The 26,225-nt window shown below is 63.8% G+C and carries 26 protein-coding genes; 19 read left to right on the top strand and 7 right to left on the bottom strand.

What is annotated here, in order from left to right:
* Window positions 1-67: 67 nt before the first annotated feature.
* Together ACWHXP_RS15135 and ACWHXP_RS15130 are read left to right on the top strand one after the other, a co-directional pair.
* Window positions 68-1,006 (top strand): substrate-binding domain-containing protein, encoded by a 939-nt coding sequence (locus tag ACWHXP_RS15135; protein WP_121044353.1) that lies wholly within the window; start codon window positions 68-70, stop codon window positions 1,004-1,006.
* 142 nt (window positions 1,007-1,148) lie between these two features.
* Window positions 1,149-2,015: an L-fucono-1,5-lactonase gene (locus ACWHXP_RS15130; protein WP_489635649.1), complete on the top strand. Its 867-nt coding sequence runs from the start codon at window positions 1,149-1,151 to the stop codon at window positions 2,013-2,015.
* Between the two features lie 54 nt (window positions 2,016-2,069).
* Here ACWHXP_RS15130 and ACWHXP_RS15125 read toward each other — a convergent pair whose 3' ends face one another.
* Window positions 2,070-2,678, bottom strand: coding sequence for a TetR/AcrR family transcriptional regulator (locus ACWHXP_RS15125; protein WP_489624819.1), 609 nt, complete (start codon window positions 2,676-2,678; stop codon window positions 2,070-2,072).
* A 223-nt stretch (window positions 2,679-2,901) separates the two neighbouring features.
* Between ACWHXP_RS15125 and ACWHXP_RS15120 the strand changes: the two genes are divergently transcribed.
* The 6 genes from ACWHXP_RS15120 to ACWHXP_RS15095 are packed head-to-tail and all read left to right on the top strand — an operon-like array spanning window position 2,902 to window position 8,126.
* A complete protein-coding gene (locus ACWHXP_RS15120; protein ID WP_489635650.1) occupies window positions 2,902-4,212 on the top strand; it encodes an NAD(P)/FAD-dependent oxidoreductase in 1,311 nt (436 codons plus the stop codon).
* Window positions 4,209-5,063, top strand: coding sequence for a DUF1365 domain-containing protein (locus tag ACWHXP_RS15115; protein ID WP_489635651.1), 855 nt, complete (start codon window positions 4,209-4,211; stop codon window positions 5,061-5,063). Before ACWHXP_RS15120 ends, ACWHXP_RS15115 begins: the two co-directional genes overlap by 4 nt.
* The gene (locus tag ACWHXP_RS15110; protein WP_489635652.1) at window positions 5,060-6,271 is read left to right on the top strand and encodes a class I SAM-dependent methyltransferase; all 1,212 of its coding nucleotides are present in this window, start codon (window positions 5,060-5,062) and stop codon (window positions 6,269-6,271) included. The genes ACWHXP_RS15115 and ACWHXP_RS15110 overlap by 4 nt, the downstream gene beginning before the upstream one ends.
* 3 nt (window positions 6,272-6,274) lie before the next feature.
* On the top strand, window positions 6,275-6,844 hold the full coding sequence (locus ACWHXP_RS15105) for a DUF3833 domain-containing protein (RefSeq protein WP_085946228.1): 570 nt from the start codon (window positions 6,275-6,277) through the stop codon (window positions 6,842-6,844).
* Window positions 6,841-7,701, top strand: coding sequence for an SDR family NAD(P)-dependent oxidoreductase (locus ACWHXP_RS15100; RefSeq protein WP_034340269.1), 861 nt, complete (start codon window positions 6,841-6,843; stop codon window positions 7,699-7,701). The genes ACWHXP_RS15105 and ACWHXP_RS15100 overlap by 4 nt, the downstream gene beginning before the upstream one ends.
* A 2-nt stretch (window positions 7,702-7,703) precedes the next feature.
* Window positions 7,704-8,126, top strand: a complete 423-nt coding sequence (locus tag ACWHXP_RS15095) for a nuclear transport factor 2 family protein (protein WP_039789077.1) — start codon at window positions 7,704-7,706, stop codon at window positions 8,124-8,126.
* 164 nt (window positions 8,127-8,290) lie between these two features.
* Here the strand turns inward: ACWHXP_RS15095 and ACWHXP_RS15090 are convergent, their stop codons facing one another.
* The 3 genes from ACWHXP_RS15090 to ACWHXP_RS15080 form a co-directional block, all read right to left on the bottom strand.
* The gene (locus ACWHXP_RS15090; protein ID WP_489635653.1) at window positions 8,291-8,872 is read right to left on the bottom strand and encodes a hypothetical protein; all 582 of its coding nucleotides are present in this window, start codon (window positions 8,870-8,872) and stop codon (window positions 8,291-8,293) included.
* Window positions 8,873-9,009: 137 nt separating this feature from the next.
* Window positions 9,010-10,146: a serine hydrolase domain-containing protein gene (locus ACWHXP_RS15085; RefSeq protein WP_489635654.1), complete on the bottom strand. Its 1,137-nt coding sequence runs from the start codon at window positions 10,144-10,146 to the stop codon at window positions 9,010-9,012.
* A gap of 178 nt (window positions 10,147-10,324) precedes the next feature.
* Window positions 10,325-11,041 (bottom strand): MgtC/SapB family protein, encoded by a 717-nt coding sequence (locus ACWHXP_RS15080; RefSeq protein ID WP_134137200.1) that lies wholly within the window; start codon window positions 11,039-11,041, stop codon window positions 10,325-10,327.
* A gap of 217 nt (window positions 11,042-11,258) precedes the next feature.
* On the opposite strand from ACWHXP_RS15080, the gene ACWHXP_RS15075 reads away from it, so the two are divergent.
* The 8 genes from ACWHXP_RS15075 to ACWHXP_RS15040 all read left to right on the top strand — a co-directional run bounded on the left by ACWHXP_RS15075 (window position 11,259) and on the right by ACWHXP_RS15040 (window position 19,948).
* Entirely contained in the window at window positions 11,259-11,960 is a 702-nt protein-coding gene (locus tag ACWHXP_RS15075) for an SDR family oxidoreductase (RefSeq protein WP_034340273.1), read from the top strand.
* Between the two features lie 228 nt (window positions 11,961-12,188).
* Window positions 12,189-13,073, top strand: coding sequence for an AraC family transcriptional regulator (locus tag ACWHXP_RS15070; protein ID WP_034340275.1), 885 nt, complete (start codon window positions 12,189-12,191; stop codon window positions 13,071-13,073).
* Between the two features lie 191 nt (window positions 13,074-13,264).
* A complete protein-coding gene (locus ACWHXP_RS15065; protein WP_034340277.1) occupies window positions 13,265-14,185 on the top strand; it encodes an ABC transporter substrate-binding protein in 921 nt (306 codons plus the stop codon).
* Between the two features lie 58 nt (window positions 14,186-14,243).
* Window positions 14,244-15,746: a sugar ABC transporter ATP-binding protein gene (locus ACWHXP_RS15060; protein WP_489635655.1), complete on the top strand. Its 1,503-nt coding sequence runs from the start codon at window positions 14,244-14,246 to the stop codon at window positions 15,744-15,746.
* Window positions 15,712-16,722 (top strand): ABC transporter permease, encoded by a 1,011-nt coding sequence (locus tag ACWHXP_RS15055; RefSeq protein ID WP_489635656.1) that lies wholly within the window; start codon window positions 15,712-15,714, stop codon window positions 16,720-16,722. Before ACWHXP_RS15060 ends, ACWHXP_RS15055 begins: the two co-directional genes overlap by 35 nt.
* Before the next feature lie 52 nt (window positions 16,723-16,774).
* Window positions 16,775-17,506, top strand: a complete 732-nt coding sequence (locus tag ACWHXP_RS15050; RefSeq protein ID WP_039789070.1) for an SDR family oxidoreductase — start codon at window positions 16,775-16,777, stop codon at window positions 17,504-17,506.
* 46 nt (window positions 17,507-17,552) lie between these two features.
* Window positions 17,553-19,208: an FGGY-family carbohydrate kinase gene (locus tag ACWHXP_RS15045; RefSeq protein WP_489635657.1), complete on the top strand. Its 1,656-nt coding sequence runs from the start codon at window positions 17,553-17,555 to the stop codon at window positions 19,206-19,208.
* Between the two features lie 14 nt (window positions 19,209-19,222).
* On the top strand, window positions 19,223-19,948 hold the full coding sequence (locus ACWHXP_RS15040) for an SDR family oxidoreductase (RefSeq protein WP_489635658.1): 726 nt from the start codon (window positions 19,223-19,225) through the stop codon (window positions 19,946-19,948).
* A gap of 106 nt (window positions 19,949-20,054) precedes the next feature.
* Here ACWHXP_RS15040 and ACWHXP_RS15035 read toward each other — a convergent pair whose 3' ends face one another.
* Entirely contained in the window at window positions 20,055-20,270 is a 216-nt protein-coding gene (locus tag ACWHXP_RS15035) for a YMGG-like glycine zipper-containing protein (protein WP_088755320.1), read from the bottom strand.
* Between the two features lie 250 nt (window positions 20,271-20,520).
* Between ACWHXP_RS15035 and ACWHXP_RS15030 the strand changes: the two genes are divergently transcribed.
* The gene (locus ACWHXP_RS15030; protein ID WP_489635659.1) at window positions 20,521-21,600 is read left to right on the top strand and encodes an alpha/beta fold hydrolase; all 1,080 of its coding nucleotides are present in this window, start codon (window positions 20,521-20,523) and stop codon (window positions 21,598-21,600) included.
* Window positions 21,601-21,614: 14 nt separating this feature from the next.
* Window positions 21,615-22,361 (top strand): hypothetical protein, encoded by a 747-nt coding sequence (locus tag ACWHXP_RS15025; protein WP_088755318.1) that lies wholly within the window; start codon window positions 21,615-21,617, stop codon window positions 22,359-22,361.
* 15 nt (window positions 22,362-22,376) lie between these two features.
* Here ACWHXP_RS15025 and ACWHXP_RS15020 read toward each other — a convergent pair whose 3' ends face one another.
* Window positions 22,377-23,537 (bottom strand): diguanylate cyclase domain-containing protein, encoded by a 1,161-nt coding sequence (locus tag ACWHXP_RS15020; protein ID WP_489635660.1) that lies wholly within the window; start codon window positions 23,535-23,537, stop codon window positions 22,377-22,379.
* A 173-nt stretch (window positions 23,538-23,710) separates the two neighbouring features.
* Window positions 23,711-24,712, bottom strand: coding sequence for an AraC family transcriptional regulator (locus tag ACWHXP_RS15015; protein WP_489635661.1), 1,002 nt, complete (start codon window positions 24,710-24,712; stop codon window positions 23,711-23,713).
* 89 nt (window positions 24,713-24,801) lie between these two features.
* Between ACWHXP_RS15015 and ACWHXP_RS15010 the strand changes: the two genes are divergently transcribed.
* Window positions 24,802-26,070, top strand: a complete 1,269-nt coding sequence (locus ACWHXP_RS15010) for an MFS transporter (protein WP_489635662.1) — start codon at window positions 24,802-24,804, stop codon at window positions 26,068-26,070.
* The last annotated feature ends 155 nt before the right edge of the window (window positions 26,071-26,225 follow it).

The raw sequence follows: 26,225 nt of genomic DNA, 5'->3' as shown, positions 1-26,225 counted from the left end.
GCAATGCAAGCCCCGCCGGAAGCGCCATTTCCGGCACTCCATCATCGATAACAAAAGGAGACGTACCGTGTTCAAGAACAAGTTACTGGCCGCTGCCCTGGGTCTGGCCTTCGCCGTCGGCACTTCGGCTGCGCACGCGCAGGAAGTGTATGTGCCGCTCATTTCCAAGGGCTTCCAGCACCAGTTCTGGCAGGCCGTGAAAGCCGGTGCCGACCAGGCCGGCAAGGACCTGAAGGTGAAGGTGACCTTCGAAGGTCCGGAAACCGAAGCCATGGTCGACAAGCAGATCGACATGCTCTCTGCCGCCCTGGCCAAGAAGCCGCAAGCCATCGGCTTTGCCGCGCTGGACAGCAAGGCGGCGATTCCGCTGCTGAAGAAGGCGCAAGCCGCCAAGATCCCGGTGGTCGCCTTTGACTCGGGCGTGGACAGCGACATCCCCGTCACCACCGCCACCACCGACAACCGTGCCGCTGCGGCGCTGGCGGCCGACAAGATGGCCGAGCTGATCGGCAAGGAAGGCGAAGTCGCCGTGGTGGCACACGACCAGACCAGCCGTACCGGCGTGGATCGCCGCGATGGCTTCCTGGAGCGCATCAAGGCCAACTATCCCAAGATCAAGGTGGTCAGCGTGCAATACGGCGCGGGCGACCAGCTGAAGTCGACCGAGGTCACCAAATCCATCCTGCAGGCCTATCCCAAGATCAAGGGCGTCTTCGGTACCAACGAAGGCTCGGCCATCGGCGTGGTCAATGGTGTCAAGGAGATGAAGCGCAAGATCATCATCATCGGCTATGACTCCGGCAAGCAGCAGAAGGATGCGATCCGCGACGGCCTGATGGCTGGTGCCATCACCCAGAACCCGGTGGGGATCGGCTACAAGACCGTGGAAGCGGCGGTCAAGGCGATCAAGGGCGAGAAGCTGCCCAAGGTCATCGATACCGGCTTCTACTGGTACGACAAGAGCAACATCGATGACCCCAAGATCAAGGAAGTGCTGTACGACTGATCCGGTCCGATGTTCAGTGGTTTCCCCGGAGTGATCCGGGGAAATCCTTAAGTTTCTGCTTTCCCGTTTCTAAGTTTTCATCCAGAAAAAACTAAGAGATGCGGAGACGCTTCATTCTCCTCCTCCCTCCCGAGACCGCGCCATGAAACCCCTTCGCATCGACGCCCATCAGCATTTCTGGCGCTATCGCGCCGACGACTATCCCTGGATCGGCAAGGGCATGGAACTGCTGGCCTGTGATCGTCTGCCAGGGCAGCTGCATCCGGTGCTGGATGCCGAAGGGCTGCATGCCTCCATTGCGGTGCAGGCCCGCGTGGGACGTGAAGAAACCGGCTTCCTGCTGGACTTGGCGCGTGCTGATCGCCGCATCGCCGGCGTGGTGGGCTGGGAGGATCTGTCCTCGCCGCACCTGGCTGCCAACGTGGCGCAATGGGGACGGGACAAGCTGGTCGGCTTCCGTCATCAGATCCAGGATGAAGCCGACGTCACCGCCTTCGTCGAGGCCCCCGCCTTCAATGCCGGCATCAAGTGGCTGCAGCAGCAGGGCCTGGTGTATGAAGTGCTGATCCATGCCCGGCAGATGGCCGAGGTGCAGGCCTTCTGTGCACGCCATGACCGCCACTGGCTGGTGCTGGATCACCTGGGCAAGCCGGCCCTCGTGGATTTCGGGCGAAGTGAAGCTTCCTTCAATGGATGGAAGCGCCAGCTGCGCGCACTGGCCGCCATGCCGCATGTGGCCTGCAAGTTGTCCGGGCTGGTCACCGAGGCGGATTGGCTGCGCGGATTGCGACAGAAGGATTACGACAATATTGCCCTGTGCCTGGATACGGCGCTGGAAGCCTTCGGGCCGCAGCGCCTGATGTTTGGCTCGGACTGGCCGGTGTGTCTGCTGGCGGCGTCCTATGCGACGGTGGCGGGCGTGGTCCGCGAGTGGGCGGCCACGCGCCTGTCGGCAGCGGAACAGGAGCAGCTATGGGGCGGGACCGCAGCGCGCTGCTACGGTTTGTAATACCGCAGAGCAGAAAAGGGCGGGTGCCGCCGCTGGCCGCGGCGCGCCTGCCCTTTACTTCGTGAAGCCGTTGAAGGCCACGTGCAGCATGTATTTCACGATCTCGTCGGTGCTCATCTTGCTGAACTTCTGCAGGTAATCCACGGCCGGGTCACAGGTGCGGGCGTAGTAGCTGTACAACACCACATCACTGGGCAGGGCGGCATCAATCTCGCCGTTTTTCTGCGCATCCTTCACCAGCTTTTCCAGTTGCCCGTTCAGCTTGAGCACGCGCATGACGTATTTCACGTTGCGCATGAGCATCTCGCGCACATGCGCGCTGGTCGAGGGCAGGAAGGGCAGGCCGCCCTCCAGGCGCACCCGCAGCGCCCATTCCAGCATCGCTTCGAGCTTGCCGCGCGGGCTGGGAACCGGCTCCAGCTGCGCCAGCTGGTCGATCGCCCCATCGACGAGACGGATCATGGTCTCGCCGATCAACTCTTCCTTGGACTTGAAATGCTTGTACAGGCTGGGCTTGGAGATGCCCACTGCACCGGCCACGTCGTCCATGGTCATCAGGTCATAGCCCTTGCTGCCCAGGACGGACGTGGCGGCATCCAGGATGGCGTTCTCCCGTAATTTGTAGGCTTGGTCCTTGAAGCTCAGTTTGCCGAAAATACTCATTGGTAGCTAAAGTTACTAAGTAGTAGATTTTATTTTTCTTTGGTAGTAATCTTAGCACCTAAATCAAAGATGAATAGCAAATAAGCGGCGCGAGTGGCAAAAAGGCCCACGGCAAGCGCCGCCCCGGTCACCAAAGCAGCACGGGCCAGCAGGGCAGGGAAACATTCCCACGGACTGGCAACGGCAGAACTTCAATAACAAAGACATAGGCGGGCAAGTTTTCATGAATCCAAACGCAGCAGCCATCGAGCAGGGCACAGGACAGCGCATCGCCGTCATCGGGGCCGGTATTTCCGGCCTGGCGAGCGCCTACCTGCTGGCGCGCAAGCATCAGGTCGTGCTGTTCGAGTCCGCCCCGACGCTGGGCGGCCATGCCAATACCGTGGAGATCGCGCCGGAGGGCGTCCCCTTCCCGGTCGATACCGGGTTCCTGGTCTTCAATGACTGGACCTATCCCAACCTGATCGCGCTGTTCGAGGAGCTGAAGGTCGAGACCTACGATACCGACATGTCCTTCGGCGTCTCGATGGATGAAGGCAGTTTCGAATGGGCCGGCACCAATCTGGATACCGTCTTCGCCCAGCGCAAGCGCCTGCTGCAGCCGTCCTTCCTGGGCATGCTGCGTGACATCCTGCGCTTCAACCGTGCGGCGCACGCCAACCTGGCCGCCTGCGAGGGGCGTCCGGTGACCTTGCGGCAGTTGCTGGAAGAGGGCGGCTATGGCGTCCTGTTCGGCGATGCCTATCTGATCCCGATGGCGGCAGCGATCTGGTCCAGCTCGCCTTCGGACATTCTCGATTTCCCGGCGGCGACTTTCCTGCGCTTCTGCATCAACCACGGCCTGCTGCAGGTCAACAACCGTCCGCGCTGGCGCACCGTGCGCGGTGGTTCGCGTGAATACGTGCGCCGCATCGCCGCCACCCTGGACGATGTGCGCCTGGGCAGCCGCCTCACCAGCGTCACCCGCAACGAGCAGGGCGCGCTGGTGCGCAGTGGTGGTGCCGAGCCGCGCGAGGAACAGTTCGACGCGGTGGTCTTCGCCACCCACGCACCGCAGACCCTGGCGCTGCTGCAGGACGCCACCATCGAAGAACATCAGGTACTGTCGGCCGTGCGTTATCAGGCCAATACCGCCTGGCTGCACAGCGACGTCTCGCTCATGCCGCAGCTGGACAAGGTCTGGTCGGCCTGGAATTACCTTGGTTCGCGCCACAGCGATGGCAGCCGCGCGGTGTGCGTGAGCTACTGGCTCAACCGCCTGCAGGATCTGCCCTGCAAGACCGACATCGTGCTCACCCTGAATCCGCCCCAGCCACCCAACCCGGCGACGGTGATGGGCCGTTTCGATTACGAGCATCCGGTCTTCGACCAGCCCGCCATCGATGCCCAGCGCCGCCTGCCGGAGATTCAGGGCAAGCACCGCGCGTGGTTCGCCGGTGCGTGGACCGGTTACGGCTTCCATGAAGATGGCCTGAAATCCGCCTTGCGCGTGATCAGGGACTTCGGCGTGACGCCGGATTGGGCTGCGCTATGAACACTTCGCTGACCTCCCGCACCGACGCGCCCGCGCTGTTGTTGAGCGGGCAGGTGATGCATCAGCGTTTGCGTCCGGTGCTGCACAAGTTCGTCTATCCGGTGTTCTGCGTGCGCCTCGATCTGGCGCGCCTCAACGAAGCGGGCAATGCCTGGTTCGGCGTGGATCGCCGCCGCCTGATGTGCGTGCGCACGCGCGACTATGGTCCGCGCGATGGCAGCGATCTGGCCAGCTGGGTGCGCGGTCATCTGCAACAGGCCGGGCTGCCGCACGATGGCGCGATCTGGCTGCAGACCTTTCCGAGGCTGTTCGGCTTCGTCTTCAATCCGGTCAGCTTCTTCCTGTGCCATGACCGTGAAGGTCAGCTGCGGGCGGTGCTGGCCGAGGTCAACAACACCTTTGGCGAGACCCAGCACTACCTGCTGTCGGCACCCGGACAGGGCGTCATCGACGAGCACACGCGGCTGGTCTGCAACAAGCTCATGCATGTATCGCCCTTCTGCGAGGTGAGCGGTTTCTATCGTTTCCGCTTTCGCGACCAGGCACGGCATGAGGACGAAGGCGGAAATACCGCCTTCGTCGGCATCGACTATTACGACCACGGCCATCCGTCGGAAGTGGCGCAGGGTTTGCAGCCCCTGATGCGCACCTCGGTCGGCGGCCATCTGCATCCCCTGACCGCGGCCACGGCCTTCGGCGCGCTGTGTGCGCAGCCGTTCCTGACGCTGGGCGTGGTCGCCCGTATCCACTGGCAGGCCTTGCTGTTGTGGCGCAAGCGCGTGCCCTGGTTCAGCAAGCCCGAGCGCGTCGCAGCCGCAGGTACTTCTTCTGGAAAGGAAACCCTATCGTGAACCGTATCCCCGCATTGCAGACTACCGGCCGCCGCGCCGGCCCGATTTCGGCCCGCCTGTTCCTGGCGATGCTGGAGCGCCTCAGCCACGGCCACCTGGAACTGATCACACCGCACGGCACCACGCTGACCTTCGGCGATCTGCGCCAGCCGCCCAGCGCGCAACTGCGCATCCTCGACTGGCGCGCCTGCGCTGCCATCCTGCGCGCCGGTGACATCGGCTTCGGCGAAGCCTACGGCAATGGCTGGGTGGAAACGCCCGACCTGGCCGCGCTGCTGCGCCTGGCCATGCGCAACCGTGCGATGCTTGCCAGCGCGGTCGAAGGCGGACGCCTGGCCTCGCTGTGGTACCGCCTGCGCCACCTGCTGCGCTCCAACACACGCAGCGGCAGCCGTCGCAACATCCATGCGCATTACGACCTGGGCAATGATTTCTATCGCCTGTGGCTGGACCCGACCATGACCTATTCGTCGGCCATCTTCACCGAGCCCTGCCAGAGCCTGGCCTCGGCACAGGCCGCCAAGTATCAGCGCATCGTTGACCAGCTTGGCTTGCAGGCGGGCGATCGCGTGCTGGAAATCGGCTGCGGCTGGGGCGGCTTTGCCGAACATGCGGCGCGCCTGGGCATCCGTGTGCATGGCGTGACGATCTCGCCGTCGCAGCTGGCTTTTGGCCAGGAGCGCATGCGCCACCAGCAGCTCGATCACCTGGCGCATCTGGAACTGTGCGACTACCGCGATCTGGATGGGAAATACGATGCCATCGTGTCCATCGAAATGTTCGAAGCCGTCGGCGAGCGTTTCTGGCAGATGTATTTCGATACCGTGTCGGCCCGCCTGAAAGCCGGTGGCCGTGCGCTGATCCAGTCGATCACCATTGATGAAGCGGTGTTCGAACGCTATCGCGACAGCGCCGACTTCATCCGCGAATTCATCTTCCCTGGCGGCATGCTGCCCAGCCATGAGCGCTTCTCGCGTTGCGCGCTGCGCGCCGGCCTGACCACGCGTGACCGCTTCCATTTCGGCCGTGATTACGCCGAGACCCTGCGCCGCTGGAACGACGCCTTCCAGGCCCAGCGCGAGACCATCGCCGCGCAAGGTTTCGATGAGCGTTTCCGCCGCCTGTGGCAGCTGTATTACGTGTTCTGCGAAGTGGGCTTCGATGAAGGCCAGACCGATGTGGTGCAGTTCCTCTTGCAAAAGGAGTGAGTCATGAATGCCAAGCTGATGCGCACGGGCCTGCCCGCGCGCCTGTGGAAGGGGATCGCGCTGGCGCTGCTGGCGCTGGTGCTCGGTGGCTGCGCCTCGCAGCAGATATCGGACTACGCCGGCAAGACCCCGGTGTTTGATCCCGCGGTGTTCTTCAAGGGCCGCACTGAGGCCTGGGGCATGTTCCAGAAACGCGGTGGCGAAGTGGCGCGGCGTTTCCATGTGGTGGTGACCGGTACCGTGGACGGCAACACGCTGACGCTGGACGAGCGTTTCCGCTATGACGACGGCGAGACCCAGACCCGCGTCTGGACCTTGGTGCGCCAGCCCGACAACAGCTGGCGCGGCCGTGCCGGTGACGTCATCGGCGAGGCCATCGGCCACACCGCCGGCAATGCCTTGCACTGGAATTACACGCTGCTGCTGCCGGTCAATGACAAGCAATACGAAGTCCAGATGGATGACTGGATGTACCAGATGGATGAACGCACCCTCATCAACCGCACCAGCATGAGCAAGTTTGGTGTGGAAGTGGGCCAGGTCACGTTGTTCTTCCGCAAGGAGGGTGTATGAATACCCAGTCCAAGCCCCTGCCCAAGGAGGCTGCCGGAGCCGCCGGCGAGCGTGCTCCGATCTCGCGCCCCGCCGTGTTGTTCGGCCCGATGAACCAGCCGGTCAGTGACCTGCGCGGCCTGCGCATCTGGCTGGTCGGGGCCTCCAGCGGCATTGGTGCCGAACTGGCGCGTCAGGCGCTGCAGGCAGGTGCCCGCGTGGCCTTGTCGGCGCGCCGTGCGGACGTATTGCAGGAGGTCGCGGCAGCCCACAAGAATGCCTTCATCGCGCCGCTGGATGTGCTTTGCCACGATGCCTGGCGCGACCAGCATGCGCGCATCGTTGAGGCCTTCGGCGGTGTTGACCTGCTGGTGTTCTGCGCGGCCAAGTATCGCCCGGAGCGCACATGGGAGGTTCAGGAGGAGGAAGCCGAGCACACCTTGCGCACCAACGTCGCCAGTGTGTATTCGGCGCTGGGTGCGGCGCTGCCCGACATGCTGGCACGTGGCAGCGGCGGCATCGCGCTGGTGGCCAGCGTGGCCGGCTATGTGGGGCTGCCGGGCGCGACCGTATATGGTCCCGGCAAGGCGGCGCTGATCAATCTCGCGGAAATTCTTTATAGCGATTTGCGGCCCAAGGGATTGAACGTGTATCTGGTCAATCCGGGCTTCGTGAAGACCGACCTGACCGACAAGAACGACTTCCCCATGCCGGCCATCCAGACGCCGCAGCAGGCGGCCACCGCCATCTGGCGCGGAATCTCCGAAGGCCGCTTCGAGATCCACTTCCCACGGCGCTTCACGGCCTGGCTGAAGATACTGCGCCTGCTGCCGTTCCGGCTGCGCTTCATGCTGTTCCAACGCTTCATGCTGAGCTGACCATGCAGCATCTTGACCGCTTGCTGGACTGGTATGGCGCGCTGGATCGCAGCAGCCTGGAACGGATTGGGGAATTTTATTCGCCGGAGGCTCTGTTCAAGGATCCTTTCAATGACATCAAGGGCCTGCGATCCATCCGCGCCATCTTTGCGCACATGTTCGAGACCACGGAGGATCCGCGCTTCGTGATCCTGGAACGCATGGGGCAGGGTGAGCAGGCCTTTGCCACCTGGCGTTTCGAGTTTCGGCTGAAGGGCCGCTTCTACACGGTGCTGGGGGCGACGCATTTCCGCTTCGATGCGGCGGGCCTGGTGACCGAGCATCGCGATTACTGGGATGCGGCTGAAGAGCTCTGGCAGAAATTGCCGGTCATTGGCGGGCCGGTGAAGTGGTTGCGGGGGAAGTTCAGGGCGACCACTTATTGATGGCGCGTCTGGTCTGTTCTGCCCGGAGCTGGCAACTTCTCAATGACCCGTGTGTGGAAATTAATTCCACAATGCCGCCTGTCGATTCGCGTACCGGGTGCCAGTCAGAAACGGAATCAAGCGACTGACTGCAGGTCCGACTCTCAGGCCCATGCCGGATGCACCTACTGCGCGCTCTGCGGCAACTGCCGCAAGGCTTGCAATGAGGGCATCGCATTCCACGCCATCAAGGCCGCTTCCTGCTGCGGCCCATTGGCTTGCAACCATTGCGCCATGTCGTTGCCAGCCTGCAGCCCATAGATCCGATGCGAGTGAATGAGGATGAAACCCGTCCCCTCCACCAGCACGAAGCGCGCGAAGACTGCCTCCAGAAAACCCGGATTGCCCAGCACTGCTGCGATGTAGTGTTCGGCGGGCCGGGTGTCGGAGCGGGGCAGCGAATTGATGCGGACCACCTTGCCCGCCGCCTGGTAGCGCTTGAGCACGAGGTTGGCCAGTTGCGCCAGCTTGTCCCCATCGGTGGCCTGCTCGACGACATTGATGGTGACCATGTCGGTCCAGTGGTTCAGGTCCGTTTCCGCAGGTGGCGTAAATTCGTTCTGGCCATTCTTTGACCAGCGATGCACGTAGTTGACGTTGTCGAACGTCAATGCCTCAGCGCCGGCGGCCAGCGCCAGTGCCGGAAGCAGAGCCAGGATCCCGGCCAGGCCGCGCAGAGAACGAAGCAGGAAGGTGGTGTGAGGCATGGCGGTTTCCAGAGAAGGGTAGTTCTGCATTATAGGTTGAGCTACCGATGGTCATTGTCGCTCAATACTGCCGTAGCGACCGCAGCCCCGACGTCCGCTGGCGGACCATGACCAGGACTTGATTCGGGACGCCTCATTCAAAAGCGTCGTGGCGCGTCCTGCATGTCCTGCCTGATGCGCGTTTCACCGTCAAAGCCCTTGGCCTGCTCCTTGAGCAGGTCGGCATCTCCGTCGTCGGCAACGGCATCGCCATTCTTGTTGGCTGCCTCAACCACGGCCTTGGTGATGGTGGCGGTGACTGCAGTTTCTTCCTCTCCGTTCACGCTCGATACGATGGCCACGACCGTGTTGAGGGCAGGGAAGACGTAGATGCGTTGCCCCTTGTAGCCGTTGGCGAAAAACACCTGGACGCCGTTGACCCGGCCACGCCACCAGTGGAGCCCGTAGCGTTCGCTGACACCGGGTGCCCATGCCATCTCGCGATACTCCGGAGCAAAGATGGCGCTGCCGTTCCACTGCCCCTGCTGGAGATAAAGCTGTCCCAGCTTGAGCATGTCCATCGGGCGCAGACGCAAGCCCCAGCCACCGGGCACGCGGGCTCCCTGATCCGGGAACCACCACGCGACATTGCGCATCTTCAGCGGCTCGAACAAGGTCTTTTCGGCAAAAGCCAGCAGGCTGGTCCCTGCCGCTCCGGCAATCACGGTGCCAGTGAGTGTTGCGTCGGCATCCGAATAGTTGAAACGCGTTCCGGGAGGTGCTGCTACGCGTTGATTGACGACCAGACGGACGCGATCCTGCCGGGTATCGTAGATCGGGTTGGTAGCCGGATTGTGCTGGTAGTCGAAACCGGAGGCCATCTGCATCACGTTCTTCAGGCTGATCTGGTCGAGGTTTTTCCATTCTGATTCGCTGAGCCCGCGCGGACGTTCTATCAGTTGCGGGATGGGCGCGTTCATGTCGTGAATTTTCCCTTGCATCAGCAGTGCTCCGACCAGCGTGGAGGAAATCGATTTCGTCACGGAGTACATGGCGTGGTTGTAACCGCGCCCTATACCTGCCTTGTAACGCTCCAGGACGACGTGGCAGTCACGCAAGACCAGCACCGCACGGATATCGAACCGGGCCTGGTCCAGCGTGTGCAGCATGCTGCTCAGCCGCGCCGCAGAGAATCCTTGCGAGGACGGGGATGCCGTTGCAAAGTCTTCGCCGATATCAGCACACTGCGTGGTGCCGGCATGGCTGGCTGCAGACAGAATGGTGAGGCAGCCCAAGACCGCTGCAGTATGGAACGCACGATGGATGCGTAAACGGATGCGCACTGATTTCCCCCTGTTTTCATTGTGGGAGAAATTCTACGGTGAGAAGAAGATTGCTGGCTGACAATCAGCTGACGAGGTGCCAATCAAGCCGGAGCGGCTTTGCCCCGGCCGGCACTGAATGGCTACGAACTCAGTCCGTCGTGCTCGGCGTCCAGAACGCCTGCTTCACGGCAGGCAAGGCCAGCAGACGTTCCACCAGCGCATCGAGTTCATCGCCATCCACGGAGGTCGCCGCCAGGGTGGCTTCGATTTCCACTTCATCCTCCGTAAAGGGCCGCACGTCCAGTCCATGCGTAGGATGGCGGCTCTGTTCCAGCATGTCGGTGACGGCCATGAGCACGCGCTTCTGGTGCGCGCTTTCCACGATCAGGTGGATGGTGTTGGTCACTTCCACCGAAGGCACATCCAGCGGCTTGCGGTTGATGGTGTTGACCACCGGGCGCAGCAGGGTATTGGCGGCCAGCACGAAGAGGGTGGCCAGGATCGCTTCCAGGATCAGGTCGGCACCCGCAGCCGCCCCCACTGCCGCCGAGCCCCACAAGGTGGCCGCAGTATTGATGCCGCGCACATTGCCTTCCTCGCGCATGATCGCGCCCGCGCCCAGGAAGCCCACCCCCGAGACCACATAAGCCACCACATGCACCGCGCCTTCGTGACCGCCCATGCGATTGGCCATGTCGACGAAGACTGCCGCGCCCAGGGCCACCAATACGTTGGTGCGCAGGCCGGCGGTACGTTGCCGGTACTGGCGCTCCAGCCCGATCAGGCCGCCCAGGATGAAGGCGGCCGTCAGGCTGATGGAGGTATCGAGCAGGGATTCGAGATTGATGTTGGCGATGATTTGCATGGGACTTCCGGTACGTTCATGGGGCCGCACGAGGGCCGGGCTGCGCAATGGTGCGCGATGATGCCCCAGAAATGCAACAGGGACATGACAAATTCCGGATCACCCATTGCGCTTCTCGTCCCCTGCACGCGGCATCGACACGAACTACAATCGCCAATCCCGTGCGAGAGGTCGAGTTTTTCCGCGCGGCAAGATCACTTATCCACAAGGAGTTTCCATGAGCAGCAAAGTAGCCCTGATCACCGCCGCCGGCAGCGGCATGGGAGCCGCCGCCGCGCGCCGTCTGGCGGCCGACGGTTTCCAGGTCGGCATCCTGTCTTCCTCCGGCCGTGGCGAGGCGCTGGCCGCCGAGCTGGGCGGCATCGGCGTGACCGGCTCGAACCAGTCTGTGGACGACCTGCAAAAACTGGTCGACCAGGCCGTGGCCCGCTGGGGCCGCGTGGATGTGCTGGTCAACAGCGCCGGCCATGGTCCGCGCGCTCCCATCCTCGACATCACCGATGAAGACTGGCATCGCGGCATGGAGACCTATCTGCTCAACGTCATCCGTCCCACGCGCCTGGTGACGCCGCTGATGCAGGCGCAGGGCGGCGGGGCCATCATCAACATCTCGTCGGCCTGGGCCTTCGAACCCTCCGACATGTTCCCGACCTCGGCCGTATTTCGTGCCGGGCTGGCCGCGTTCACCAAGCTCTTCGCCGACAAGTACGCGCCGGAAAACATCCGCATCAACAACGTCCTGCCGGGCTGGATCGACAGCCTGCCACAACGTGAAGAACGCCGCGCCGGCGTGCCCATGCAGCGCTATGGCACCAGCGAGGAAGTGGCCGCGACCATCGCTTTCCTGGCTTCCTCCGGTGCCGGCTACATCACCGGCCAGAACATCAAGGTCGATGGCGGACTGATGCGTTCCGTGTAATACAGCCATCCCGACCGACACGACGGCTCTGCTTTGCAGGGCCGTTTTGCTGCGCGGCATCGTATTTCATTCTCCACCCCTTCTTGCGCAAAAAAGTATCAGTCCTTCCTCGCTGGTGATGTAGAACCCGCAGCCAGAGGGGCACTAAGATGCAGCACATGATGAAAACTGACAACAGCGATTTGTCAGTTTCAATAAGGAAAATGCTCTCGATTGAGAGGAGACACGATGCAGCCCGACCTGGAACTGGTCCATATCCGCAAGGGCGAATCCTTTGCGGCATGGATGCACGGCTACCCCTTCCGTACCGTGCGCTGGCACTACCATCCGGAGTACGAGATCCACCTCGTGGTGGCGACTTCGGGACGTTTCTACGTCGGTGACCACATCGGCGACTTCGCGCCGGGCCAGCTGGTGATGACCGGCCCCAATCTTCCGCAGAACTGGATTTCCGACATCGGCCGCGATGAGGTGGTCCCCGTGCGCTCGCTGGTGATCCAGTTTCCCGAGCAACTGGTGGATCAATGCGCCGCCAGCATCCCCGAGATGGAAGCCATCATGCCGCTGCTCGAACGCAGCCATCGCGGCCTGCTGTTCGATGCGGCCACCAGCGACACGGTGCGTCCGCTGATGCAGCGCCTGATCGATCAGCGCGGCTTGAAGCGCCTCGCCCTGTTCTGGGAAATCCTCGACGTGCTGGCCAATTCGCCCGAGCCGGAAGTGCTGGCCAGTCTCTCCTACAAGCTGGACCTGTCAGGCGTGAACAGCAGCGGGCTCAACCGTGCCATCGCCTATCTGCGCGAACACCTCACCGATGACATCGGCGAACAGGACCTGGCCGACATGGTGGGGCAGAACCTGAGCACCTTCTCGCGCGCCTTCAAGCGCCACACGGGAACCACGCTGGTGCGCTACAAGAACCAGCTGCGCGTGGACCTGGCCTGTCTCGCGCTGCTCAACAATCCGGAAGCACGCATCACCGACATCTGCTACGAGACCGGGTTTTCCAATCTCTCCAATTTCAACCGCCACTTCCAGAAGATCAAGGGCATGTCGCCTTCGGAGTTTCGCAATACCTTTGCCAGCAACGGCCTCTTTGCCGCGACCGGGTAGCGTCGGACGCACGCCGTAAATCACTTAAATCATTTAAATCATTTAAATCATTTAAAAATTTCCTCGCCAGGGAAAACGCATTCAGGAAAGCCCCCGCTTTCCGGAACAGGACAGGTGTTGCCTGTCACTTCGCAACGAGCATGCCGGGTAATCCCGTCATCAAGCACACACCAACAACAATGGAGACTGCAATGAAGAAAGCACTGACCGCACTGGCCTTGTCCACCGCCACGCTGGTGGCATTCACCGCACCGGCGAGCGCCCAGGAACTGTCCAAGCTCAAGATCGGCATGAGCTTCCAGGAAATGAACAATCCGTATTTCGTCTCGATGAAAAAGGCCCTCGATGATGCGGCCAAGTCCTTCGGTGCCAAGGTCATCGTCACCGATGCTGCCCACAACGTGGCCAAGCAGATCGCCGACATCGAAGACATGCTGCAGCAGAACATCGACATCCTGCTCATCAACCCGACCGACTCCGCCGGCGTGGAAGCGGCAGTCAAAGCCGCCAAGGCGCGCAACGTGATCGTGGTGGCGGTCGATGCCAACGCCTCCGGTCCGGTGGACATGTTCGTCGGTTCCAAGAACAAGGATGCGGGCTACCAGTCCTGCCGCGCACTGGCCGATGCCATCGGTGGCAAGGGCGAAGTGGCGATCCTCGACGGCATCCCCGTGGTGCCCATCCTGCAGCGCGTGGAAGGCTGCAAGCAGGCCCTGGGCGAATACAAGGACATCAAGCTGGTGGCCACCCAGAACGGCCGCCAGGACCGCTCGGTGGCGCTGGGCGTGGTGGAGAACATGATCCAGTCGCGCCCCAACCTGAAGGGCATCTTCTCGGTCAATGACGGCGGTGCGATGGGCGCACTGGCGGCCATCCAGGGCAGCGGCAAGGACATCAAGCTGACCTCGGTGGACGGCGCGCCCGAAGCCGTCAAGGCGATTGCCGATGGCGGGCCCTTCATCGAGACCACCGCGCAATTCCCGCGTGACCAGGTGCGCGTAGGCTTGGCCATGGCGCTGGCCAAGAAGTGGGGCGCACGCGTGGTGCCCAAGGAAGTGCCCATCGACGTCATGCCGGTGACCAAGAAGAACGCGGCCGGCTTCAGCTGGTAAGCCGCTGGCGCGGCGGCCTTCGTCCGTCGCGCCTTCCTTTCCCTTGATGGAGGCAGCCATGCTCCAACTGACTGGTATCAAGAAAAACTTCGGCCCGGTGACGGTGCTGCGCGGCGTCGACCTGCAGGTGCGCGCCGGTGAAGTGCACGCGCTGCTGGGCGAGAACGGCGCGGGCAAGTCCACGTTGATGAAGATCCTGTGCGGCATCGTCACACCCGATGCGGGCGAGATCCGCATCGATGGACAGGCCTGCCGTTTTGCCAGCTATCACGAGGCCATCGCCGCCGGTGTCGGCGTGGTGTTCCAGGAATTCTCACTGATCCCTTATCTGGATGCGGTGGACAACATGTTCCTGGCACGCGAGTTGCGCAGTCCGCTCGGCCTGCTGCAGCGTGCCGCCATGAAGCGCCGCGCGGCGCAGATCATCGCACAGCTGGGCGTGGAAATTCCGCTGGACGTACCGGTATGCAAGCTCTCGGTGGCGCAGCAGCAGTTCGTCGAGATCGCCAAAGCGCTGGCGCTTGATGCCCGCATCCTGGTGCTGGACGAACCGACCGCAACCCTTACGCCCGGCGAGGTAGAGCACCTGTTCAAGGTGATGCGCGGCCTGCGTGAGCAGGGCGTGGCGATCATCTTCATCTCGCACCATCTGGAAGAAATCTTCGAGATCTGCGACCGCATCACCGTGCTGCGTGATGGCGCGTACATCGGCACTTGTGCGGTGAGTGAAGTGGACCAGGCGCGTCTGGTGGAGATGATGGTGGGGCGGCGCATCGAGAACTGCTTCCCGCCCAAGCCGGCCGCCGCGCTCGAGGGCGACGTGGTGCTGGAAGTGCAGGCCTTGCAGCTCAAGCGCAATGGCCCGGTGTCGCGTTTCCAGTTGCGGCGCGGCGAGATCCTGGGCTTTGCCGGCCTGGTCGGCTCGGGCCGCACCGAGACCGTGCTGGCCATGCTGGGCGCGCATCCGGCGGTGCAATGCAAGCTCTCCATGCACGGTGTGCCGTTGCGCTTTGCCGATCCGGCACAAGCCCTGCAAGCAGGCATCGGCCTGCTGCCGGAAAGCCGCAAGGAGCAGGGACTCATCACCAGCTTCCCCATCCTGCACAACATCTCGCTGAACAATTACGGCAAGTATCGCTTCGGCGGCCTGTTCCTGGATCGCCGCCGCGAAGCCGAAGCGACCCGCATCGCCATGCAGCGCGTGCGCGTGAAAGCGCCGGATGCGCATGCGCGGGTCGATACGCTGTCCGGCGGCAACCAGCAGAAGGTGGTGATCGCACGCTGGATCAATCACAACATGCAGGTGCTGATTTTCGATGAACCCACACGCGGCATCGATGTAGGTGCCAAGGCCGAGATTTATCAGCTCATGCGCGAATTCACCGCGCAGGGCTATTCCATCATCATGATTTCTTCCGAGTTGCCGGAGGTGGTCGGCATGTCCGACCGGGTCTGCGTCTTCAAGGGCGGCGGCATCGTGGCCACCGTCGAAGGCGATGCCGTGACTGCCGAAGAAATCATGACCCATGCCACCACCGGGAGACTCCACCATGCAGCATGAAGCCAATACCCTGAGCAGCGCCCCCGTGCGCGCCTCATCGCAGGCGCGCTGGCGCGCCCTGATCCATTCACCGCTGGCACTGCCGCTGGCCGGGCTGGTCGTGGTCTCGCTCCTGATGGGGCTGGCCTCGGACAATTTCTTCACCGTCTCCAACTGGCTCAACGTGCTGCGCCAGGTGTCCATCGTCGGCATCCTCGCCGTTGGCATGACCTTCGTCATCCTCACCGGCGGCATCGATCTGTCGGTCGGTGCGGCCATGGCATTGGCCGGTACCTTGTCGGCCGGGCTGATCGTCAACAGCGGCCTGCCCGCACCGGTCGCGCTGCTGGCCGGCATCGCACTGGCCGTAGGCATCGGCCTGCTCAACGGCGCACTGGTGGCCTGGGGCCGCATGCCGGCCATCATCGTCACGCTGGCCACCATGGGCGTGGCGCGCGGGGTCGGGCTGATCTACTCGGGCGGCTATCCGATCTCGGGTTTGCCGGGCTGGATCTCGTGGTTCGGCGTGGGCCGCATCGGCATGATCCCGGTGCCGGTGATCCTGATGCTGGTGGTCTATGCACTGGCCTGGGTGCTGCTGCAGCGTACCCCTTTCGGCCGCCATGTCTATGCCATCGGCGGCAATGAGATGGCGGCGCGTTTGTCGGGCGTGAAGACTACGCGCATCAAGCTGGCGGTGTATGCGATTTCCGGTTTCACCTCGGGCCTGGCCGCGATCATTTTGACGGGCCGCCTGATGTCGGGCCAGCCCAATGCGGGCGTGGGCTTCGAGCTGGATGCGATTGCCGCCGTGGTGCTGGGCGGCACTGCCATTGCCGGTGGACGCGGGCTGGTGGTGGGCACGCTCATCGGCGCGGTGCTGCTGGGCATCCTCAACAATGGCCTGAACCTGATGGGCATCAATCCCTACCTGCAGGACATCATTCGCGGCGTGATCATCCTGCTGGCCATCTATATCGCCCGGGAATGGCGCTGAGCATTTCCATTCCTTTTTTTCATACTTGATTTCATTCACAAGGAGACAGAACATGCCCCAATCTCTCGCAGGCAAGATCGCCGTCATCACCGGTGCCGCCTCCGGCATCGGCCTGGCCACCACCGAAAAACTGCTGGCCAATGGCGTGACCGTGGTGATGGTGGACTGGAATGCCAAAGCGCTGGATGAACTGGCTGCCCGCCTCGGTCCGCAGGCCATCCCGCAGGTCACCAATCTGCTGGACGCCGACAGCTGCGCGGCGATGGTGCCGGAGATCCTGGCCAAGGTCGACCACATCGACATCCTCTACTGCAATGCCGGCACCTACATCGGCGGCGAGCTGGTCGATACCACGCCCGAGGCCATCGACAAGATGCTCAACCTCAACGTCAATGCGGTGATGAAGAACGTGCATGCCGTGGCACCGCACATGATCGCGCGCAAGACCGGCGACATCATTGTCACCTGCTCAGTGGCCGGGCATTTCCCGACTTACTGGGAGCCGGTCTATGCCGGTTCCAAATGGGCCATCACCTGCTTCGTGCAGACCATGCGACGCCAGATGATCCCGCATGGCGTGCGCGTCGGACAGGTCTCGCCCGGCCCGGTGATCTCGGCGCTGCTGGCCGACTGGCCGGAAGAGAACCTGCGCAAGGCCAAGGAATCGGGCAGCCTGATCGAGCCCTCGGAGGTGGCCGATGCGATCGAGTACATGCTGACCCGCAACCGCAATGTGACCATCCGCGATATGCTCGTGCTCCCCACCAATTTCGATCGCGTGTGAGCAAGACAACGCGGCAGGTGGCCCTTTTCCAAACCAGCGAGGAAAGATGGAGACCTATCTGATCGGCATCGATGTCGGCACCGGCTCGGCCCGGGCCGGCGTATTTGATCACAGCGGCAAGCTGTGTGGCAGTGCGAAACATGACATCGCTCTCTTCCGCGACGAGCGCCGCGCGCGCGTCGAACAATCCAGTGCCCAGATCTGGGATGCGGTATGCCATGCGGTGCGCGGTGCCGTCGCCAAGGCCGGCATCGATCCGGCCAGCGTGACCGGCATCGGCGTGGATGCCACCTGTTCGCTGGTCGTGCAAGGCGCGCCGGCCGGCGTGGGCGATGCCGGCCATCCCGAGCGCGATGTGATCGTGTGGATGGATCACCGTGCGCTGGAGCAGGCGCAGCGCATCAATGCGGGCGCACATGCGGTGCTGTCCTATGTGGGCGGCGTGATTTCGCCGGAGATGGAAACGCCCAAGCTGCTGTGGTTGAAGGAGCAGCTGCCGGAGGTGTATCACGGGGCGGCGCATTTCTTCGATCTCACCGATTTCCTCACATGGAAGGCGACGGGTTCGCTGCAGCGCTCGTCCTGCACCGTGACCTGCAAGTGGACGTATCTTGCCCATGAAGGGCGCTGGGATGCGGATTACTTCCGCCGCATCGGCCTGGGCGATCTGGCCGAGGAAGGCTTTGCGCGCATTGGCCAGGAAGTGGTGTGGCCCGGTACCGCTTTGAATGGCGGCTTGTCGCCCGAGGCGGCGCAGCAATTGCAGTTGCGGCCCGGCATCGCGGTGGCGGCGGGACTGATCGATGCGCATGCGGGTGGCGTCGGCACGGTCGCCGCGCGCGGTGGTGCGGAGGATGCCGCGGCCTGCATGGCCTATGTGTTCGGTACCTCGTCCTGCACCATGACCAGCAATGCAAAGGCGGTCTTCGTTCCCGGTGTGTGGGGCCCGTATTACAACGCCATGGCCCCCGGCATGTGGCTCAACGAAGGCGGACAGTCGGCCGCGGGTGCGGCCATCGATCATCTGCTGACGCTGCATCCGGCTACGCCGCAAGCGCGCCAGCTGGCCGCCGCTGACGGAATGGAATTGCCACAGTGGCTGGCCGCACGCGCGCTGGCCTCGGTGGCGCAGCCGGCGCAGGCAGTCTGGCTGGCCGGTCAGATCAACGTGGTGCCGGAATTCCTCGGCAACCGTTCACCGCTGGCCGATCCGCAGGCCCGTGCCGTGCTGCTGGGTCTGGGCATGGAACACGACATCGACAGCCTGGTGGCGCTCTATGTCGCCGGCTTGTGCAGCCTGGGGTATGGCCTGCGCCAGATCATCGAAGCGCAGGCGGCATGCGGGGTGCGCATTGCCAGCATTTCGGTCTCGGGCGGCGCGGGTACGCATCCGCTGACGCGCCAGTTGCTGGCCGATGCCACCGGCCTGCCGGTGGAAATCACCGCCTGTCCTGAGCCGGTGCTGCTGGGATCGGCGATGCTGGCGGCGGTCGCTGCGGGCACGCATGCCGACCTGCCGAGCGCCATGGCATCCATGTCCAGCGTGGCCGGGCGCAATGCGCCGACAGGGGAGGCCATCGGCCGCTTGCACGAGGCGCGTTACCAGGCCTTTCTCAAGAGCCAGCAACTGGCGCGCGAGGTACGCGACAGCCTGGCCCCGCTGCTGGCGGCGCAGTCCGCGCCGGCCACAGCGTCTCACTGAATGGAGACAAGCAGATGGAATTTTCAGGAACATCGGTCATCATCACCGGGGCCGGCAAAGGCATAGGCCGCGCCTGCGCACGCTTGATGGCGCAGCGCGGTGCCGACGTGATCGCCTTGTCGCGCACCGCCAGCGACCTGGCCAGCCTGCGCGAAGAAATCGGCTCACGCTCGGTGCAGGTCGACCTGGCCGATGCGGCTGCCGCCCGGCGGGCCATGGAGCAGGCAGGTACTGCGGACTTCCTCATCAACAGCGCCGGCATCAACGTATTGCAATCCAGTACCGAGATGACCGATGCAGGCTATGAAGCCGTGCTGGGGGTGAACCTGCGCGCGGCCCTCATCACCTGCCAGTCCTTCGCCCGTGCGCGTATCGCGGCCGGTGGCGGCGGGGCCATCGTCAACATCACTTCCATTGCGGGCCATCGCGGCTTTGCCGAGCATCTGTGCTATGCCGCCTCCAAGGCCGGTCTGGAAGGGGCGACGCGGGTGCTGGCCAAGGAGCTGGGCGCGCATGGCATCCGCGTTAATGCGGTCGCTCCCACCATCACCCTGACCGAACTGGCAGAGGCGGCCTGGAGCGATCCGGCCAAGTCGGCCCCGATGATGGTGCGCCATCCTTTGCAGCGCTTCGCCTCCGCCGAGGACGTGGCGCGCAGCATCGCCATGCTGCTGTCGGCGGATGCGGCCATGCTGACCGGGGCAGTGGTGCCGGTGGATGGCGGCTTCCTGGCGGTCTAGCGGTGCCTGCCATTGCGTGCTTCAGACGCGACAAGGGCGACCCGAAGGCCGCCCTGGCGAAGCTGCTGCGGCCGTCGCCGCGCAAACTTGACGAAACTTGACGGGATCAGCGACCGATCTGGTGCCCGATCACGCCGCCCACGGCCGCACCACCGGCCGTACCGATGCCGCTGCCACCGGTGAGGATGGCACCGCCGACGGCACCCACGGTGGCACCGATGGCCGTGTTCTTGTCGCGGGTGCTCATGTTGCTGCAGCCGGTCATGGCGGTCAGCGCGATGGCAGTGATGGAAATGGCAGCGATCTTGTGAAGTGTTTTCATGATTTTTTCCTGATCGTAAATAAAGACTTGTTCCCGAAGTTTTTTGAATGAGGGTCCGGCTCGCGCATGCTGCCTGAGGGCGGCGTGCTTGCGGGAGCGGGTATGGCAATAGACCAGCTCGATCTCGAAAAGATTCGAGTTGCAACACGTTCTCTTACAGTTGTTACATACTCTGGCCTGCGCCGTACCAGCCCTTGGGAAGAGGGTGAGAGGGCGTGTAATTTTTACAATAATCGGACCAGAGAACCTCATGACTTTGACTTCAAGCCTGCGCCGGGCCGCCCGCCTGTTGCTCACCTCCGCCACGCTGCTGCTGGCGGCCGTTCCGCTGCACGCCGCCGAACCGCCCAAGCCGGTCGAAGGCAGCTGGGTGGCACCGCGCTTCCAGTTCCATACCGGCCAGACCCTGGACAACCTGCGCCTGCACTATGTCACCCTGGGCGAGCGCAGCAACCCCGCGGTGCTGGTGCTGCACGGCACCTACCAGAGCGCCGGTGCGATGCTGTCCAAGGACTTCGGCGGCCAGCTCTTTGGCCCTGGCCAGCCGCTGGATGCCAGCAAGTACTTCATCATCATTCCGGACGGCATCGGCGTGGGCAAATCCACCAAGCCTTCGGACGGCCTGCGCGCGGCCTTCCCGCAATACAACTATGACGACATGGTGCTGGCGCAATACCGCATGCTGACCGAAGGCATGGGCATTTCGCACCTGCGCCTGATCATCGGCAATTCCATGGGCGGCATGCAGACCTGGATCTGGGGCGGCACCTATCCCGGCTTTGCCGATGGCCTGGTGCCGATGGCCTCGCAGCCGACCGAAATGGCCAGCCGCAACTGGATGATGCGGCGCATGCTGGTGGAGTCGATCAAGCAGGACCCGGCCTGGAACAACGGCAACTACACCACCCAGCCGCCGTCGCTGCGCCTGGCCAACAACATGTTCGTCTTCGCCACCAATGGCGGCACGCTGGCCTACCAGGCCATGGCCGGCACCCATGCCCAGGCCGACAAGCTGGTCGACGAGCGCCTGGCCGCGCCGGTGACGGCGGATGCCAATGACTTCATTTACCAGTGGGGTTCCTCGGCCGACTACAACGCCGCGCCGGGTCTGTCGAAGATCAAGGTGCCGGTGCTGGCCATCAATTCCGCCGACGATGAACGCAACCCGCCCGAGACCGGCATCATGCAGGCCGCGCTGAAGGAAGTGCCGGGCGCACAGCTGCTGCTGATCCCGGCCAGCGCCGAGACGCGTGGCCATGGCACCACCGGCATGGCGCGCTTCTACCTGCGCGAGCTGACGCAGTTCATCCAGGGCCTGCCCGCCCGCTGACTCCGGAGCCAGTGATGCACAAGCGCAACGGGCGTGCCGGCCTGGTGCTGGCCGTGCTGCTGCTGGCCGCCGGGGTGCGGCCGGCGCAGGCCGGCACCGGCTACTACCTGGTCAGCGTCTATTCCGACCCCGGCCAGTGGACGCTGGATTACAAGTATTGGAACGCCAAGGCCAGCGTCGGCCCGCCGATCGGCTCGCCCGAGCTGGGGATCGCTTATGGCGTCAATTCGCGCTGGTACACCGAGCTGTATGGCGTGACCCAGCAGGATGCCGTGCAGGGCACGCAGATGCTGAGCATGAACTGGCAGAACGATGTCCTGCTCACGCAAGGGGAATATCCCTTCGACCTGGCCATCCACACTGATGTCGGCCAGTATCGCAACAGCCAGCGCGACGGCTATTCACTGGAGTGGGGACCGGCGCTGCAAACCGAATGGTGGCGCACGCAGTTCAACGCCAACCTGTTCCTGCAGCGGGACTACCGCAGCCAGCGCGACGGACCGACACAACTGGTCTATCAATGGCAGGTGCGTCAGCACTGGCGGCCCTGGTTCAACTTCGGGCTGCAGGGCTTCGGCGAGCTGGGACGATGGGATCACTGGGCCACGCGCGATCAGCAGTCGCATCGCGCCGGACCGGCGCTGTTCGGTACGCTGCGCATGGGGCATCAGTTCGTGAAATACGAGGCCGCCTACCTGTTCGGCAGCAATGCCACCCTCAGTGCGCGTACCTTCACCATGCGGCTGCAAGTGGGCTTCTGACAGGCGCGCTGCGCCTTATCCTGCGGTGTAAAGTTCATATCCGCTCTTTCCCCGGTGCTTGACGTGATACATGGCGGCATCGGCCTGCTCCAGCAGGCGTGACAGGTCTTGCCCGTGGCTGGGATAAAGGCTGATGCCGATACTGGCGCCCAGGACGAATTGCTGGTGCCCGACCTCGATGGGGGCCGCCAGTTTGGCCAGCAGCTTCTTGGCGATTTCCGGGGCCTGGTCCTGGCGTTCCAGCTGGGTGGCGATCACGGTGAATTCATCCCCGCCCAGGCGTGCGCAGATGTCGGTGCTGCGCACGGCCTCCTTCAGGCGTTGCGCCACGCACATGAGCACCTTGTCGCCGACCGCATGGCCGGCCTGGTCGTTGACGGGTTTGAAGTTGTCCAGATCGATGTAATACACCGCCACCAGATGATGCGGACGGGTGGCCAGCAGCAGCGCCTGGTCGAACAGGTTGTTCATGAAATGCTTGTTGTAGAGGCCGGTGAGCGGATCCTTGAAGGCCATTTTGAGGGCCTTGGCCTCGGCCTGGATCAGGCGGCGGTGGAACAGCGCCAGAATGGCCGTGAGCAGGCTCGTGTACTGCAGCGCCACCAGTGCCGTGCCCAGCAGGAAGCCGTAGCGCAGCCAGGGCGGATAGAAGTGTCCGATCAGCCCGCCGCTGGCCCAGTGCAGCGTCAGCGCAATACAGGCAGTGGCCATGCAGCGGCGGATCAGCGGCGGGCAGTCGAGTTTGTCGTGCAGGATCATCCACGACAGGCTGCCCAGCGCGAACACGTTGAAGAGGGCATAGCTGGTGCTCTTGATGAGCGGCAGCGCCAGCTGGTTGTCGGACCACAGCATCCACAGCCCGGCGGCGACTGCCGCCACGCCCACGGCGCGCACCAGCAGCGTTCTCTGCTGCAGATCGAAGAAGCGCACGAAGCCCATCACCAGCAGCACCTTTTCCAGGATCAGGAAACTGCCATACACCGGATTGGCCAGCGCCAGTTCACCCAGCGGCGTGAGATACAGCACCGCCAGCCGGCCCAGCAGGGCACAGCTGATGGCGGCGGCAAACCAGTTGGCACCGGGCGGCGTGCGCGGGATGCGCGCGGCCAGCAGGAACAGCGCGATGAAGACGCAATACACTCTGGCTCCGAAGGCGTGCACGATCTGATAATGCATAGCGTCCCCTTGCGCTTTGCTATCCGCCTGCCCCGGCAGGCTAGTCCCCTCTGGCGATCATAGCCAAGCGGAATGGGCGCGTACAGGGGGAAATGAAGGCTTCTTCACATATCCCTTCAGGCAATATTTCTGCTGCGCAAAATCGGGGTGAAAACGCAGGCCCCGTATGGCTCTTAGGCTAGCCGCGCCGCGCTGGGCGGATGGCCGATGATGCGCTTGAATGCGCGACTGAACGATGCTTCCGAATCGTAGCCCAGCCGGTTGGCCACCACCGCCACCCGCAAGCCGTCGCGGGCGATCCAGTGGCGCGCCTGGAACATCTTGACGCGGGCCACGTACTTGGCCGGGGTCTCGCCCACCGTGGCCGAAAACTTTTCGATGAAGCTGGAACGCGAGGCCCCCATCAAGGCCGCCAGTTCATTGACCGACCAGTCGCGTTCGGGATGCTGGTGCACCGCCGCCAGCACCCGTCCGACCAGCGGGCAGCGCACTGCGGCGATCCAGCCACTGGCATCGCTGCAGGCACATTCCACCCAGCCACGGATGATGCTGGCGGCCAGCACGTCAGCCAGGCGCGCCAGGATGCCGCAGCCGCCGATGCGGTTGAGCGCCACTTCGCGCTCCATCGCATCGAGCAGGGCCAGCACCGCCGGATCGCGCTGGGCCAGGTCACAGGCGCGCATGGCCTCGGGCATCATCATCAAGAGCGGGTGCAGCGGGTCCAGGTTGAAGCGCAGCGTACCCGAGAACACCACGTGCGTCGGCGGCGCGGGGGCCGCATCGGATCGGGCATGCGCACTGTCATCGACCAGGAACAGATTGTCCGCCACCGCCTTGCGGGCCAGCTTGCCGATCTCCACCGTCGGCAGGGCGCGCGCACTGGCCAGCGCATGCGCCGAGCCGCGCGGCAGCAGTACCGCATCGCCTGCATTGAGCTGCAGCCAGTCGTCCTGGCCGACCTGCATCCAGCAACTGCCCTGGGCGATGAAGTGGAAGGTTGCCTCGCGCCGCGCCGGGAAGGCCACCGCCCAGGGCTCGTGCAGCACGTAGCGCGCGTACTCGACGCCATCGAGCCGCAGGCCCAGCAGGATCTCGGTCAGCGGATCGACGCCATCGGCGGGACGGTCCTTGGGGGCGCACTCAGCGATTTCCGGGAGATTTGGACGAATAGTCATATCTTTGCGAAATATCGGCATGGAAAGTCCAGACATTTAACCATAGACTGCGCTACCCAGTCATGAAACGTCACAAGAAAGGTTTTCCCATGTCCAACCCCGGCATCATCGAGGCCCCGCTGACCGAGACGGCGGCCCCGGCCAGCGCCTCTGCGGCCCCTGCCCACAAGGCAGCGCAAGAGCTCCCGGCCAACTGGAGCGGCATTGCCAGCCTGGCGCTGGGCGTCTTCAGCCTGGTCACCGCTGAATTCCTCCCCGCCAGCCTGCTGACGGCCATCGCCACCGACCTGCACGTCTCCGACGGCGCTGCCGGCCAGGCCGTCACGGCCACCGCCATCGTCGGTGCCGTGGCCGCGCCCAGCATCCCGCTGCTGACCCGCAACATCGACCGCAAGCGCGTGGTGCTGATGCTGACCCTGCTGCTGCTGGTCTCCAACCTCATGGCCGTGCTGGCCCCCAATCTGCCGGTCCTGCTGGTGGCACGCGTGCTGCTGGGCGTGGCGCTGGGCGGCTTCTGGTCGATGGCGGCGGCGCTGGCCATGCGCCTGGTGCCGGATCACCTGTTCGCCCGGGCCATGTCGCTGATCCTCACCGGGGTCTCGGTGGCGACCGTGTGCGCAGCGCCCATCGGTGCTTACATGGGCAACCTGTGGGGCTGGCGCAGCGCCTTCATTGCCGCCGGCGTGGTCAGCCTGGTGGCCTTCGCCATCCAGTGGATCGCGATTCCGCGCCTGCCGCCCAAGGACCATCCCAGCCTCAAGGTGCTGGCCGAACTGCTCGGCCGCAAGGATGTGCGGGTGGCGCTGATGGCGGTGCTGCTGGTGGTGTCCGGGCACTTCGCCGGCTTTACCTACATCCGCCCGTTGATGGAGCAGATCACCCACATGTCGGTGGCGACCATCTCGGCGGTGCTGCTGGGCTATGGCGTGGGCGGCTTCTTCGGCAACTTTGCCGGGGGCTTCATCGCCGAGCGCAGCGAACGCTACGCCATCGTCAGCGGCGGCACGCTCATCACGCTGCTGGCGGCTTCCCTGTGGGTGGCGGGCAGCTCGCCGGTGGTGGCCGCCATCGCCATCACGCTGTGGGGCTTTGCCTTCGGCGCCTTCCCGGTGGGCTTCCAGACCTGGATCGTGCGCGCCGCGCCGGACCATGCAGAAGGCGCGGGCGGCCTGATGGTGGCGGCGTTCCAGGTGGCCATCGCCAGTGGCGCGATCGGTGGCGGCGTACTGGTCGATCACGTGGGGGCGCTGGGTGGCCCCATCTTCGCGGTCATCGCCATCAGCCTGGGCACCTTGCTCACGTTGCGCTATGGACCTCGTGGCGGCGGTGCGCCGGTGGCGGGCAATGCGCATTTCTGAACGAATGCGCCGGGTCCCGTGCTGACCCGATGTGAGCGCCTGACGGCTTCCGGCTTTTCACCGGAAGCCGTTTTCATTTCCGCTGCATTATTCCTGCCTGTGCAATAAAGAAGTGCCGATGGCACGGATTCTCTTCATCCGCGCTTGGCTCCACA

It is taken from the genome of Herbaspirillum sp. Her2 (genome assembly GCF_057961375.1).
This window is presented reverse-complemented; position numbering and strand designations above follow the sequence as displayed.

Coding starts and splice junctions, on each gene's coding strand:
- ACWHXP_RS15095 (WP_039789077.1), top strand. CDS start 7,704: ATGCAGCATCTTGACCGCTTGCTGGACTGGTATGGCGCGCTGGATCGC.
- ACWHXP_RS15015 (WP_489635661.1), bottom strand. CDS start 24,712: ATGACTATTCGTCCAAATCTCCCGGAAATCGCTGAGTGCGCCCCCAAG.
- ACWHXP_RS15025 (WP_088755318.1), top strand. CDS start 21,615: ATGCACAAGCGCAACGGGCGTGCCGGCCTGGTGCTGGCCGTGCTGCTG.
- ACWHXP_RS15040 (WP_489635658.1), top strand. CDS start 19,223: ATGGAATTTTCAGGAACATCGGTCATCATCACCGGGGCCGGCAAAGGC.
- ACWHXP_RS15030 (WP_489635659.1), top strand. CDS start 20,521: ATGACTTTGACTTCAAGCCTGCGCCGGGCCGCCCGCCTGTTGCTCACC.
- ACWHXP_RS15090 (WP_489635653.1), bottom strand. CDS start 8,872: ATGCCTCACACCACCTTCCTGCTTCGTTCTCTGCGCGGCCTGGCCGGG.
- ACWHXP_RS15045 (WP_489635657.1), top strand. CDS start 17,553: ATGGAGACCTATCTGATCGGCATCGATGTCGGCACCGGCTCGGCCCGG.
- ACWHXP_RS15075 (WP_034340273.1), top strand. CDS start 11,259: ATGAGCAGCAAAGTAGCCCTGATCACCGCCGCCGGCAGCGGCATGGGA.
- ACWHXP_RS15080 (WP_134137200.1), bottom strand. CDS start 11,041: ATGCAAATCATCGCCAACATCAATCTCGAATCCCTGCTCGATACCTCC.
- ACWHXP_RS15055 (WP_489635656.1), top strand. CDS start 15,712: ATGCCACCACCGGGAGACTCCACCATGCAGCATGAAGCCAATACCCTG.
- ACWHXP_RS15130 (WP_489635649.1), top strand. CDS start 1,149: ATGAAACCCCTTCGCATCGACGCCCATCAGCATTTCTGGCGCTATCGC.
- ACWHXP_RS15100 (WP_034340269.1), top strand. CDS start 6,841: ATGAATACCCAGTCCAAGCCCCTGCCCAAGGAGGCTGCCGGAGCCGCC.
- ACWHXP_RS15120 (WP_489635650.1), top strand. CDS start 2,902: ATGAATCCAAACGCAGCAGCCATCGAGCAGGGCACAGGACAGCGCATC.
- ACWHXP_RS15035 (WP_088755320.1), bottom strand. CDS start 20,270: ATGAAAACACTTCACAAGATCGCTGCCATTTCCATCACTGCCATCGCG.
- ACWHXP_RS15105 (WP_085946228.1), top strand. CDS start 6,275: ATGAATGCCAAGCTGATGCGCACGGGCCTGCCCGCGCGCCTGTGGAAG.
- ACWHXP_RS15115 (WP_489635651.1), top strand. CDS start 4,209: ATGAACACTTCGCTGACCTCCCGCACCGACGCGCCCGCGCTGTTGTTG.
- ACWHXP_RS15060 (WP_489635655.1), top strand. CDS start 14,244: ATGCTCCAACTGACTGGTATCAAGAAAAACTTCGGCCCGGTGACGGTG.
- ACWHXP_RS15010 (WP_489635662.1), top strand. CDS start 24,802: ATGTCCAACCCCGGCATCATCGAGGCCCCGCTGACCGAGACGGCGGCC.
- ACWHXP_RS15070 (WP_034340275.1), top strand. CDS start 12,189: ATGCAGCCCGACCTGGAACTGGTCCATATCCGCAAGGGCGAATCCTTT.
- ACWHXP_RS15125 (WP_489624819.1), bottom strand. CDS start 2,678: ATGAGTATTTTCGGCAAACTGAGCTTCAAGGACCAAGCCTACAAATTA.
- ACWHXP_RS15020 (WP_489635660.1), bottom strand. CDS start 23,537: ATGCATTATCAGATCGTGCACGCCTTCGGAGCCAGAGTGTATTGCGTC.
- ACWHXP_RS15065 (WP_034340277.1), top strand. CDS start 13,265: ATGAAGAAAGCACTGACCGCACTGGCCTTGTCCACCGCCACGCTGGTG.
- ACWHXP_RS15050 (WP_039789070.1), top strand. CDS start 16,775: ATGCCCCAATCTCTCGCAGGCAAGATCGCCGTCATCACCGGTGCCGCC.